12 protein-coding genes are annotated in these 12,959 nt (G+C 64.1%); all 12 read right to left on the bottom strand.

Annotated features, from left to right (window positions below; translation table 11 throughout):
* Position 1: 1 nt before the first annotated feature.
* Positions 2-1,156, bottom strand: a complete 1,155-nt coding sequence (gene flhB, locus IB268_RS09950; protein WP_054456664.1) for a flagellar biosynthesis protein FlhB — start codon at positions 1,154-1,156, stop codon at positions 2-4.
* 186 nt (positions 1,157-1,342) lie between these two features.
* Entirely contained in the window at positions 1,343-2,890 is a 1,548-nt protein-coding gene (locus IB268_RS09945) for a methyl-accepting chemotaxis protein (protein ID WP_225591348.1), read from the bottom strand.
* Positions 2,891-3,110: 220 nt separating this feature from the next.
* On the bottom strand, positions 3,111-3,743 hold the full coding sequence (gene cheZ, locus IB268_RS09940) for a protein phosphatase CheZ (protein ID WP_042793272.1): 633 nt from the start codon (positions 3,741-3,743) through the stop codon (positions 3,111-3,113).
* Between the two features lie 8 nt (positions 3,744-3,751).
* Complete coding sequence (gene cheY / locus IB268_RS09935) at positions 3,752-4,141, bottom strand: chemotaxis response regulator CheY (protein WP_013393379.1); 390 nt, start codon at positions 4,139-4,141, stop codon at positions 3,752-3,754.
* Between the two features lie 50 nt (positions 4,142-4,191).
* Positions 4,192-5,250, bottom strand: coding sequence for a chemotaxis response regulator protein-glutamate methylesterase (locus tag IB268_RS09930; RefSeq protein WP_013393378.1), 1,059 nt, complete (start codon positions 5,248-5,250; stop codon positions 4,192-4,194).
* A gap of 19 nt (positions 5,251-5,269) precedes the next feature.
* Positions 5,270-6,127, bottom strand: a complete 858-nt coding sequence (locus tag IB268_RS09925) for a CheR family methyltransferase (RefSeq protein WP_054456662.1) — start codon at positions 6,125-6,127, stop codon at positions 5,270-5,272.
* An 8-nt stretch (positions 6,128-6,135) separates the two neighbouring features.
* Positions 6,136-7,839: a methyl-accepting chemotaxis protein gene (locus tag IB268_RS09920; protein ID WP_119451937.1), complete on the bottom strand. Its 1,704-nt coding sequence runs from the start codon at positions 7,837-7,839 to the stop codon at positions 6,136-6,138.
* Positions 7,840-7,929: 90 nt separating this feature from the next.
* Complete coding sequence (cheW, locus tag IB268_RS09915) at positions 7,930-8,430, bottom strand: chemotaxis protein CheW (protein WP_054456661.1); 501 nt, start codon at positions 8,428-8,430, stop codon at positions 7,930-7,932.
* A 16-nt stretch (positions 8,431-8,446) separates the two neighbouring features.
* Positions 8,447-10,567, bottom strand: coding sequence for a chemotaxis protein CheA (gene cheA / locus IB268_RS09910; protein ID WP_192351999.1), 2,121 nt, complete (start codon positions 10,565-10,567; stop codon positions 8,447-8,449).
* Between the two features lie 29 nt (positions 10,568-10,596).
* Positions 10,597-10,977: a response regulator gene (locus IB268_RS09905; RefSeq protein ID WP_054456659.1), complete on the bottom strand. Its 381-nt coding sequence runs from the start codon at positions 10,975-10,977 to the stop codon at positions 10,597-10,599.
* A 2-nt stretch (positions 10,978-10,979) separates the two neighbouring features.
* Positions 10,980-11,969, bottom strand: a complete 990-nt coding sequence (motB, locus tag IB268_RS09900; protein ID WP_054456658.1) for a flagellar motor protein MotB — start codon at positions 11,967-11,969, stop codon at positions 10,980-10,982.
* An 11-nt stretch (positions 11,970-11,980) separates the two neighbouring features.
* Positions 11,981-12,856 (bottom strand): flagellar motor stator protein MotA, encoded by an 876-nt coding sequence (gene motA, locus IB268_RS09895; RefSeq protein ID WP_054456657.1) that lies wholly within the window; start codon positions 12,854-12,856, stop codon positions 11,981-11,983.
* Between the last annotated feature and the right edge of the window lie 103 nt (positions 12,857-12,959).

Here is a 12,959-nt window from a genome sequence, read left to right as displayed (position 1 = left end):
CTTAAGCTCCTTGTGCTGCGGTTTTGGCTTGCGGGTCCAGCTCGACCGGCACGGGCAACCGGGTCGGGGCCGTCGGCTCGGCGCCCCAACCGGCCCGCCAGGAGCGCAGCTGGAAGACCCACGCCAGCACTTCTGCCACCGCGGTGTAGAGTTCGGACGGGATTTCCTGCCCAAGCTCCACGTGTTGATGCAATGCGCGCGCCAAGGGCGGCGCTTCCAATGTGGGGATGCGGTTCTCGGCGGCAAGCTCGCGGATCTTGGCTGCGATCAGGCCCGTACCCTTGGCCAGCACCCGCGGTGCGCCGCTCTTTTCCTCGTCGTACTTCAGGGCCACGGCGTAGTGCGTGGGGTTGGTGACCACCACGTCCGCCTTCGGCACCTCTGCCATCATGCGGCGGCGCGCCGCCTGGCGCTGCTGCTGCCGGATGCGCGCCTTCACGTGAGGGTCGCCTTCGCTTTCCTTGTGTTCCTGGCGCACGTCTTCCTTGGACATGCGCAGCTTCTTCAGGTGGCTCCAGATCTGCCACGGCACGTCCAGCATGACGATGATCATCAGCGACGCCACGATGAAGGCGCAGCACATCGCCACCAGCGTCAGCGCCTTGATCAGCGCCGCCGACGGCGCCACGTGCATCAGGCTGAGCATGTCGTCGTGGTAGCGCCAGATGACCCAGACCGCCACGCCGCCGACCAGCGCGGCCTTGGCCAGCGCCTTGATGAGCTCCACCACCGTCTGTGACGAGAACATCCGCTTCACCCCGGAAATGGGGCTGAGCTTGGAGAAATTGAACTGCAGGGGCTTGCCCGAGATGACGATGCCGCCCAAAAGCACGCTGGACAACACGGCGATGACAGCCAACAGCCCGAAAATCGGCAACAGCACCAGCAGGGCCTGGCCGAAACCCTCCACCGCACGCTCGACCATCACGCCGGGATCGAGAACGATGCGCTGATCGAACGCCAGGCCGTTGCGCAACACGCCACTCAGGGTCCGGTAGAGCGAGCTGCCGCCCACCCAGATGGCGCCCACGCCCGCCGCCAGCATCATGAACGTTCCCAACTCGCGGGAACGCGCAATCTGCCCCTCCTCGCGCGCCTTTTCCAGGCGCCTGGGAGAGGCGGCTTCGGTTTTTTCGAGGTCGCTTTCTTCGGCCATGCTCTGCGGTGTCGTTGCGGCTCGCGGATTCTGGAATTACGAGCTGCCCGCCGAGATTCTAGGAGGCCCCGGGGTCTGGCGATAAGCCAAGAAACGGGGGGAAAGCGGCGCTATTCCCGGATGCGTTTCAGGCGGCGCGCTCCAGGCCCGCCCGGAACGCCCCCAGGCCCGGGCAGGCCAGCCACGTCAGTGGCCTGTGGCGACCGCCAGCCGGTCTGCCTCGCCCTCTCCGGCCGCCGCTTGGAAGCGGTTGAAGTCCAGGCCGATCCGCACCGCGCCCCAATGTTCCGACCCCAGATAGACCGGGATGGAAATGTCATTGACGATTTCGCCCGTATCGCGGGAATAGGTCTGCAGCAGCATCCCGCCGGTATTGGTCGCCAGGCGCAAGCCCACCGGATCATCGAAGATGCGCTTGTTGCGCACTCGCAGGATGTCCTGCTTCGGATCCCCGGTAGGCGCTTGCGAAAAGCGGCGATTGTGGGCCGGCGCGTATCCCCGGCCGTCCACCAGGATCGTGTAGATCCCGCCCGGCACGCCATCCAGCACGCTATCAAGCAACTGCGTCACGGTCTCATCGATCTGCCGGTCGTAACTGGTGTGGTAGCGCGCAGGTTCGCTGCCGGGAATGCGCCGGTAGTGGCGGTCGAACACATCGGCACCACGGCTTCTGGCGTCTTCCAGAAGGTTGACAGCGGCGTCGCGGAAGGCTTCGACAGCCTGGGACAGGCCGTCAAAGGCGGTATTGCCGGTGCGCATGTCGGCCAGCACCTCCTGCACGCTCTCCGTCTGGCGACGGATGCGGTCGATTTCGCTGGACATGTTGCCGACGCGATTCAGCACGTCGGCGCTCAACGCCGCTATCCGCCCCACCTCCTCGCTCATACCGTGGTTGGTGGAGTCCACCTCGCCTATGGCCTGGACAACGTCGCCGACCTGGCGGTTCATGCTGTCGAAATCCCGCACGAAACGCTCAAAGCCGGAGCATGTCCGATCCAGCACTGCGCCGGACGCGTTGACGTCCTCGCGCAATGTGCCGGTCTGATGCTGGGTCGTCTCCACCAGCTCCAACATCTCGGCGGTATGCCGGCCGATATCGCTGGTAGCCGAGTTCACACGCTCGGCCAGCCGCCCGACCTCGCTGGCGACCACGGCGAATCCCCGCCCCGCATCCCCCGCCCGCGCCGCCTCGACCCCGGCGTTCAAGGCCAGGAGTTGAGTCTGCAAGGCGATCTCCTTGATCAGCTTGCTGATGTCCCCAACGGAGTGGGCGCGGTCTGTCAGTTGACCGACCACCTCGGTGAATGAAGCCATCTCCCGCGTCATGCGCTCCACCCGCGCCTTGACGTCGGACAGTTCGGCCAGCGCCTGCTGCGCCGCGTGCAGATTTTGCCCTGACACCTCGGCAATCTCGCGCGCATGGGTGGAGGTTGACGTCGACAACGCGGCGATTTGCGCGCCGCTGGCCGCGAGCGCTTCCGCGGCCCGCGCCTGCTCCTGTGCCAGGATCGAACAATGGCCCGCCTGGAACTGCGTGCGGGCGGCGTTCAGCGCGATTTCGATGCTGGATTGGCGTACGGTCATGATGCGGCTGCGTATGCGCGCCATGAAACCGTACAGCGGCCAAACGGCCGGGCTGATGGATAGCGTACGTTCCGACAGGGTCGCGTCGCCGCGATTGAGCCGCCGCAACAACCGCCACATGCCGCCCAGGCGGAATACGGATCTGGCCATGATCAATCTCCTTGTGCCGGCCCGGATCGCCTTCTATGGGCATCCGTTGCCTGGCGCGCATTGCGCGCCATGATTCACGCTGCACGGCCCCTGATTATTGTTTTGGAGGGGAGTCTATCCACGAGGCGAGCTTTGCGCCCTTAGGGACTACCTTCATGCGCGGGCGGCACCACCCGGAAAATGCACCGCCGGAGTCCCTGTCCGGCGGCGCGGCTCCCGGCTAGAAGCCCAGGCTGGCCAGCAGGTCGTCGACCTGGTCCTGGCTGGTCACTACGTCGGTCTTGCCTTGCGGACTGATCTGCGGCCCGTTGAGCAGGCTGTTGGCTTCGTCGCGGCGTTCTTGCGGGACGTTGTCCAGCAGCACCTGCAGCAGTTCACGCTCGATCGCGCCGACCACGTCCATCATGCGCATGATGACCTGGCCCGTGAGGTCCTGGAAATCCTGCGCCATGATGATTTCCATCAGCTGGGATTGCGTCTGCTGCGCCTGCTTCGGCACATCCTGCAGGTAGGCGCGCGTGTCCTTCACAAGCTCGCGCGCCTCGGGCAATTCCAGGGGCTGGTCGTACCACTGCTGCCAGCGCGCATCCAGCGCCTGCGCCGAGCGCGACAGGCCATCCTGGATGGGGCCGGCCTGCTCGGTGGCGTTCAGGACGCGGTTGGCGGCCTGCTCCGTCATCTGCGCCACGTAGCGCAGACGGTCGCGGGCATCGGGAATGGCGTTGGCTGCGTCCTTGATGGCCTGATCCAGCCCCAGTTCGCGCATGCTGTCGCGCAGCATGCGCGTCAGCGACGCGATGCGGTGGATCAGGTCGGGGGAATCGCCCGGGCTCTCATGTTCCGTCGTGCTCATGGCTCACCTCAACCGGCGATTTTCTCGAAGATCTTGTTGAGCTTCTCTTCCAGCGTCGCCGCCGTGAAAGGCTTGACCACATAACCGTTGGCGCCAGCCTGGGCCGCGGCAACGATGTTTTCCTTCTTGGCCTCGGCCGTCACCATCAGCACGGGCAGCGAGGCCAGCGCCGCGTCGGCGCGGATCTGCTTGAGCATCTCCAGGCCGTCGAGATTGGGCATGTTCCAGTCCGACACCACGAACTGGAAACCGCCATTGCGCAGCTTTTCCAGGCCGATGGCGCCGTCTTCGGCCTCATCCACGTTCTCGAAACCCAGCTCTTTGAGCAGGTTGCGGATGATCCGCCGCATGGTGGGGAAGTCATCCACCACCAGAATCTTCAGGCCCTTGTCTACCATCTTCTACTCCAGAAAAAATTTAGCTTGGACCGATCGGGGAGCCTTGCGCGTCAGACGCGGTGCCCGCGATCGCCCAGGCGAGTCAGAATGCGTTCGCTTATCGCCGACAACGAAACCACTTCATCCGCGGCGCCCAAGGCGATAGCTTCGCGGGGCATACCGAAGACGACGCAGCTGGCCTCGTCCTGCGCAATCGTGTGGGCGCCCGCGCGGTGCATGGCCAGCATGCCGGCCGCGCCGTCCTTGCCCATGCCGGTCAGGATGACGCCGATGGCGTTCTTGCCCGCGGCTACGGCCGCCGAGTTGAACAGCACGTCCACCGACGGGCGATGGCGGTTGACGGGTTCGCTGGCTTCAAGCTCGATCACGTAGTTGGCACCGCTGCGGCCCAGACGCATGTGCATGTCACCGCCCGGCGCCAGATAAACGTGCCCGGGCAACACGCGGTCGCCGTGCACGGCTTCACGGACCGTCACCGCACACAGGGCATCCAGGCGTTGCGCAAAGGAGCGCGTGAAGCCCGCCGGCATGTGTTGGGTGATCAGGATGGCCGGGCTGTCGGGCGGCAACGGCTGCAGCACCTCGCGGATCGCTTCCGTGCCGCCCGTGGACGCGCCGACGATGACCAGCTTTTCCGAGCTGGACAGCGGACGGCGCAACATGGGCGCGGGTGCGGCGGGCGCGGCGTGCGCTGCTGGCGCGCGCAGCTTGGCGCGCGAGGCGGCGCGTATCTTGTCGGCGATGATCTCGGTGTATTCGAGCAGGCCGTCGCGGATGCCCAGCTTGGGTTTGGTGACGAAGTCGATGGCGCCCAGTTCCAGGGCCCGCAACGTGATTTCGCCGCCGCGCTCGGTCAGCGACGACACCATCACCACCGGCATGGGCCGCAGGCGCATCAGTTTTTCCAGGAAATCCAGCCCGTCCATGCGGGGCATTTCCACGTCCAGCGTCAGCACGTCGGGGTTATGGCGCTTGATGAGTTCGCGTGCCACCAGCGGATCGGGCGCGGTTGCGACCACCTCCATGTCCGGCTGGCTGTTGATGATCTCGGTCATCAGGCCACGCACCAATGCCGAATCGTCCACACACAAAACGCTAATTTTCTTCATTTTTGCTGCCTCGGCCCGCTCAGGACCTGCCCGCGCATTCATAGACAGTCTGCCCGCGCAGACGAAAGTCCCGGCTGATATAGGTGAAGTTCTCGGAATGGCCAGCAAACAGCAAGCCACCCGGCTTGAGCAGCGGCACAAACCGTTCCAGGATCCTGGCCTGGGTAGGTTTGTCGAAATAAATCATGACGTTGCGACAGAAGATCACATCAAACTGTTCGTTGATCTGCCACGTCGGCGCCAACAGGTTCAGCGTCTCGTATCGGACCATGTCGGCGATCTCGGGACGCACCCGGACCTGCCCTTCGTTGGCGCCCCGGCCTTTCAAGAAGAAGCGCCGCAGACGCTCGCTATCCATTTTGTCCACGCGCTCGGCCGGGTAGACCCCCGCGCGCGCACGGGTGAGCACATTGGTGTCGATATCGGTGGCCAGCACCGAACTTGCACTGGCCCGAGGGCCCAGCGCTTCCACCAGCGTCATGGCGATGGAATACGGTTCTTCCCCGGTGGAGGCCGCACAGCACCATACCGACACCGGGCCGCCGCGCCGTTTGGCAAAGTCAGCCAAGATGGGGAAGTGATGCGATTCGCGGAAGAAGGCGGTCAGGTTGGTCGTCAATGCGTTGACGAAATCTTCCCACTCAGCCGCATTCGGTTCGTTTTCAAGCTGGTCCAGATAGCTGCCGAAATCCTGCATGCCCAGCGCGCGCAGGCGCCGGGCAAGTCGGCTGTAGACCATTTCGCGCTTGTGCGTGCCCAACGAAATTCCCGCATAGGCGTGAATCATCTTGCGCACGCGCGAAAAGTCCGCGTCGCGAAAATCGAATTGGCGTTCCACCGAAATGGACGGCGCCTGGGTTGCCGCTGCTGTAGCCACTGCGATCCTCAGTGCCCAAGCGCAAGCGCGTCAGGCGCCTGCAAGCGGGTGTCGTCACCGGCGGAACGCGCCGACGACAGGCGCTGGGCCGGAACCTCGATGACCTCGCCCACGTTGATTTTGAACACGGACACCGCTTCGGCCAGACGCTGCGCCTGCTCCTGCAGAGAACCCGCAGCTGCTGCAGCCTCTTCCACCAGCGCCGCATTCTGCTGCGTCACCTCGTCCATCTGCGACACGGCACGGTTGACCTGCTCGATGCCGCTGGACTGCTCTTCGGACGCCGCCGAGATCTCGCCCATGATGTCCGTCACGCGCTTCACCGAGGCCACGATCTCCTGCATCGTCGAGCCGGCGCGCTCCACCTGCTGCGAGCCCGCGCCAACCTTGGTCACGGAATCCTCGATCAGGCCCTTGATTTCCTTGGCCGCCTGGGCGCTGCGTTGCGCCAACGAGCGCACTTCGCCTGCCACCACGGCAAAGCCTTTGCCCTGCTCACCCGCTCGGGCAGCTTCCACCGCCGCATTCAGCGCCAGGATGTTGGTCTGGAAGGCAATGCCGTCGATCACCGACACAATCTCGGAAATCTTGCGCGAACTTGCCGAAATTTCCTGCATGGTGTGGACCACTTCCGACACCGCCGAACCGCCGCGCTCTGCCACGTCCGAGGCGCTGGCCGCCAGCTGGTTGGCCTGGCGCGCATTGTCGGCGTTCTGCTTGACGGTAGAGGCCAGCTCTTCCATCGAAGCCGCGGTTTCTTCCAGCGAGGCCGCTTGCTGCTCGGTGCGGCTGGACAGGTCCGTATTACCCGCCGCGATCTCGTGCGAACCGACGTTGATCTCATCCACGCCGCGGCGCACTGACGCCACGGTGCGGGTCAGGCTTTCCTGCATGCGCTTCAAGGCGGCGAACAGCTGGCCGATTTCGTTGGTATTGCGCGCGTCCACGCGGGCGGTGAGGTCGCCACCGGCGATGCGGTCGAAGTGATGACCGGCTTCCTTCAGCGGCAGCAGCACGCGGCGACGCAGGAACACATAGGTGGCGAACACCAGCAGCGCGGCGATCACGCCGCCGGCGGCGACTGCCATCAGGACGAACTGGTAGCGCACCTGTGCCACTTCGTGCGCATCCAGCGTCTTGCTGGCGCGCCAGAAATCAAAGCCTTCGATGGCGCGCGCGTACCGGCCCTCGAGAGCGTCCTGTACCGTCTGGACTTGCTTCTGGTAGGCAGGCATGTCCGCCTTTTCCAAGGCGGCCACCAGCGGCGTCAGCCCTTGCCGGACCAGCGCGTCATAGGATTCGTCGATTTCTTTCAGGGCGTCGGCCGCTTCGGCGGGCCGAGCCAGGCTCTTGTAATACTCGTACTCGGCCTGCCCCTTGTTCATGGAGGCCTTGGCCCGCTCCAGCAGGCCCGCCGCCTCGGAGGACAAGCCCTGGGTCAGCAAGGTGGGCTGCCCCACGCTCTTCACGATGTCCGCATAGTTGGCGGCGGCCGCGCGGCCCAGGCCAGTCATGGTGTCCTTGTAGCTGGAGACCACGCGGCCGACCGCGTCATCCAGCTCTTGCGATTGCTTGATCTGCGCCAGGGTGCCATTGCTGATGCGCAGGGACAGCACGCCCAACGCGGCCCCTATCACCAACATGAATGAGAAAAACGCCAGCACCCACAACAGGCTGCTGCGTATCGTCATGTTTGCGAAGAACTTGCGCATCACAAGAACCACTCCCAGATTGAAGTCGTTAAAGGAAAGCGCCACATTGGGTTCAATATGGCGCTTTTACCTCCCAGCAGGCCGTTCCGATCAGGACGCGACCTTCTCCACCAGCGCCATTTCGTCGCTGGTCATCATTTTTTCAATATCCACCAGGATCAGCATGCGTTCGTCCACCGTGCCCAGGCCCGTCAGGTACTCGGTGGACAAAGTGGCGCCGAATTCCGGCGCCGGGCGGATCTGGCCCGAATTGAGCATCAGCACATCGGACACGCCATCCACCACGATACCGACGACGCGGCGGTCGAGGTTCAGGATGATGACCACGGTCTGCTCGTTGTAGTCGACGCGGCCCAGATTGAACTTGATGCGCAGGTCGACGATCGGCACGATGATGCCGCGCAGGTTCGTCACGCCCTTGATGAACGGCGGAACATTCGCGATGCGGGTGACCGTGTCGGCGTCGTAGCCGCGAATCTCCTGCACCTTCAGGATGTCGATGCCGTACTCTTCGTCGCCCAGCGTGAACACCAGGAACTCGCTGCCGACATCTTCATTGCGCGCGGCTTGCGCTTGCGGTTTGGCTGCCATGAGGTTTATTTCTCCATCAATTCAGAATGGCTTCGGGCTGCGACCAACGCTCGCGGTTGGCGCGCGCAAGCGCAAATACGTCGACGATCAGGGCCACGCTGCCATCGCCCAGGATGGTCGCGGCGGAAATGCCCGGCACCTTGCGGTAATTCGATTCCAGATTCTTCACCACCACCTGGTGCTGGCCGATCAGGTGATCCACCAGCAACGCAAACCGGCGGTCCTCGGCTTGCATGATGACCGCGATGGCCTGCGTGGGATCGGTCTGGGCGTCGCTGACCGAGAACACCCGGTGCATTTCGACCAGCGGCAGGTACTCGCCGCGCACGTGCATCACGCGCTCGTTGCCCGCCACCGAGTAGATCTGGTCATTGGTGGGCTGCAGCGATTCGGTTACATGGTTCAGCGGCAGGATGAAGGTTTCCTCGCCGACGCGCACCGACATGCCGTCCAGAATGGCCAGCGTCAGCGGCAGGACGATGCGCGTCGTGGTGCCGTTGCCCGGCTCGCACGACAGCTGCACGTGGCCGCCCATGTCCTGGATGTTCCGACGCACCACGTCCATGCCCACGCCTCGGCCGGAGATGTCCGTCACCTTTTCGGCGGTGGAAAAGCCCGGCGCAAAGATCAGCTGCCAGATTTCGTCGTCCGGCGAATTCTCGTTGACGGGCAGGCCCTGGGCGATCGCCTTCTTCAGGATCTTGTCGCGGTTCAGCCCGCCGCCGTCGTCGCTGACTTCAATGACGATGTTGCCGCCGTTGTGCTGGGCCGACAGCACCAGCTGTCCGACGGGGTCCTTCCCAGCGGCGACGCGCTTTTCGGGCGTCTCGATGCCGTGGTCCAGGCTGTTGCGCACCAGGTGGGTCAGCGGATCGATGATGCGTTCGATCAGGCTCTTGTCCAGTTCCGTTGCGCGGCCGTGGGTTTGCAGTTCGATCTGCTTGCCCATCTTGCTGGCGATGTCGCGCACCAGGCGTGGGAAGCGGCTGAACACGTAATCCATCGGCATCATGCGGATGGACATGACCGCTTCCTGCAGGTCGCGGGCATTGCGCTCAAGCTGTTCCATGCCATTGAGCAGGCGGTCGTGCAGCACCGGATCCAGCGTGGATGCGGTCTGGGCCAGCATGGCTTGGGTAATGACCAGTTCGCCCACCAGGTTGATGACCTGGTCGACCTTTTCGACGCCGACGCGGATCGAGGTGGATTCCTTGTCCGCGTGCGCCGGAGCTACCGCAGCGGGCCGGGCCGCGCGGGTGGACTGTGTGATGGCCTCGGCGGCCGCAGCCGACTCGGCGACGGCCGGCGCTTCGGGCGCCGTCTGTGCGGGAGCCGGCGCGGGCGTCGCAGCCGCAATTGGAGCAGCAGTCTGCATTACGCCCGCCGGAGCAGCTTCGCGGCTGATTTCCAGCTGGTCGCCGTCGACGATGAAGCAGCATACTGCCTCGATATCGTCCGGCGTGCAGGTGCTGTCCATCCAGACGGTCAGGGCGCCGTCGGCGCGTTCGCTGGCCTTGACGTTGCCGAGATTGCCCATTTCCTCGAGGAGGGAGGCGGCGTCCTTGTCCGAAACCTTGGTGATCCGCACACGCAGAGGCAAGCTGCCGGCTTCCGCTGCCGGCGCTTGCGCGGCGGGCTCGGGGGCAGGCGCCGGGGCGATCACGGGAGCCGGGGCCGGAACCGGCGCTGCCACGGGTGCAGGGGCCTCGGCCGGCGCGGCTGCCGCGGCGGGATCCTTATGCTCCAGCGCAAGCTGCCTCAGTACGGCGCAGATACGCTCAAACACGGCTTCATCGGGCTCTTCGGAGGCCCGATAGGCATCCAGTTGGCTTTTGAGCACGTCTTTCGTTTCCAAGAAAATATCGATCATGTCCGTACGCAGCGCCATTTCGCCGCGACGGATCGCATCCAGGAGGTTTTCCAGCAAATGGGTCGTGCCCGCCAGCTGCGTGAAGCAGCCGAAGGTGGCCGCCCCACCCTTGATCGAGTGGGCGGCGCGGAAGATCGCGTTGAGCTGTTCGATGTCGGGCGCGCCCACATCCAGCTCGAGCAGCAGCTGCTCCATCTGCGCGAGCAGCTCGTCCGCCTCGTCGAAAAAGGTCTCGTAAAACTGACTGAGGTCCAAACCAGAACTCATGACCCGTACGCCTTCAAAAATGAACTTGCTTACGCGCCGGCCTGCTCGTCGAGCAGTTCAGACGCCAATTCCACCAGCACATCCGGGTCGACCGGCTTGGAAAGCCAGCCACAGACCCCCAGATCCCGGGCGGCCATCTTGCTGTCCACGTCGTCCTCGGTGGTCAACACCAAGACCGGCACGTCCAGGTACTCGTCCTCTTGGCGCAGTCCCTGGATCAGCTCCAGACCGCCCATGACCGGCATGTTCCAGTCGCTGACCACCAGGTCCACCGGGTGGCTCTTGGCCAATTCCAGCGCTTCCTGGCCATTGCCGGCCGTCAGGACTTTCCATCCCGCGCCCGTCAACGTCGCCTGGACGATCATGCGCATCGTCGCCGAGTCGTCCGCCACAAGAATCGTTGCAGCCATTGCTATCGAACCCCTTCCGCGGGCGGGTTGCTCTCCGCCTCGCCTGGTTTGGTTGCCGTCGTGGCCTGGGCCGCGGCTTGCGCCGCTTCCACCGCCGTTCCTACCTCGCGGGCATCCTTGGCGCTGACGTCCGCAGCCGCGGCGTTCTCGCTTTCGATGCGCCGCTGGGTGCTCTGGTTGAGCACCACAAGGCTGATACGTCTATTAACGGCCGCATACGGGTCATCTTTAACCAGGCTCATGCTGGACGACAGCCCCTGGATGCGCAGGACCTTGCTTTCGTTCATTCCGCCCGCCACCAGCTCCTGGCGCGACGCATTGGCGCGGTCGGCCGACAGCTCCCAATTGCTATAGGCGCGCTCTCCGCGAGCGTATTGCGAGGCGTCGGTGTGGCCGGAGATGCTGACCTTGTTGGGCAATTCATTCAGGACCGGCCCCAGTTCCCTGAGGATGTCGCGCATGTAAGGCTGCACTTCCGCGCGGCCGGTGGCGAACATCGGACGGTTCTGGTTGTCGATGATCTGGATGCGCAGACCCTCCGTAGTCAGGTCGATCAGCAGTTGCGGCCTGAAGCTTTTCAGCACCGGACTGGTCTCGATGACGTTTTCGAGCCGCTTTTTCAGATTTTCCAGGCGATGCTGTTCGCGGCGTTCGGCGTCGCCCATGGGCTGGGCCTCGACGCGGTTGCCCTGCGCGCGGCGTACATCGCCCTCGCTGCGCAAGGGATCCCTGCCGCCTCCTGGAACCGCGCTGGTCTCGGCCGAACTGCTGGGCCCGCCCGTAATGGCGACGCGCAATGGCATGCGGAAGTACTCCGCAATGCCCTTGAGCTCTTCGCGCGGGACCACGCTGATCAGCCACATCACCAGGAAGAACGCCATCATCGCCGTGATGAAGTCTGCGTACGCGATCTTCCAGCTGCCGCCGTGGTGCCCGCCGCCGTGGACCTTCTTGCGGCGGATCACCACACGGTGGTTGTTTACCGTGCTCATGGCCCGCTCCGTCAGGCCTTGCCGGTGGCGGTGGACTTGGCTTGCCGGACGTGCTCTTCCAGCTCACCAAAGGTCGGACGCACTGCAGAGAACAGCACCTTGCGGCCGAACTCCACGGCCAGCTGGGGCGGATAGCCGTTCATGCTGGCCAGCAGCGTGGTCTTGATGCATTCCAGCACCTTGGTGGCCTCATCGCTGCGGCGCTCGATGCGCGACGCCAGCGGCCCCACGAAGCCGTAGGCCAGCAAAATACCCAGGAACGTGCCCACCATGGCCTTGGAAATCAGGTCGCCCAGGATCGCCGGAGGCTGGTCCACGGCGGCCAGCGCCTTGATCACGCCCAGCACGGCGGCCACGATACCGAAGGCCGGCAGGCCATCGGCCATTTGCTGCAGTGCGCGCACAGGAACTTCGCGCTCATGGCGGTAGGTTTCGATTTCCTCGTCCATGAGCGTCTCGATTTCGAACGAGCTCATGTTGCCGCTGATCATGATGCGCAGGTAGTCCGTGATGAACTCCATCAGCTTGGCGTCTTTGGCGATGCGGGGGTACTCGCTGAAGATCGGACTGGATTCCGGGTCTTCGATATGCGATTCGATAGCCATGAGGCCCTCGCGGCGTGCCTTGTTCAGCAGCACGTACAAGAGCGCCATCAGCTCCATGTACACGTCCTTGCCGTAGCGCGAGCTTTTCAAGGCGTCGGGCAAGGCGGACTTGACCAGCATCAACGACTTCTTGCTGTTGCTGGCGAGGAAGGCACCAAAAGCCGCCCCGAAAATCAGCGTGAGCTCGAACGGCTGGTATAGCGCGCCCAAATGGCCGCCCAGCGCTATGAAGCTGCCGACGACCGACACGGCCACCACGAGAAAACCGATAACAATCAACACATCAGGCCCCTGCCAACGAAGTCTAAAACTGGCGTCAATGATCCCCTGTTCCCCCCGACCCAAAAAGGCGGGTTACGGGGGGTTTTCCAGGGCTTTTGATGTA

It is taken from the genome of Achromobacter sp. ACM01 (assembly GCF_014851745.1).
GTDB classification, from domain to species: domain Bacteria; phylum Pseudomonadota; class Gammaproteobacteria; order Burkholderiales; family Burkholderiaceae_B; genus Achromobacter; species Achromobacter aegrifaciens.
Note: the sequence above shows the minus strand (reverse complement) of the source record. Positions and strands in the feature narration are given on the sequence as shown.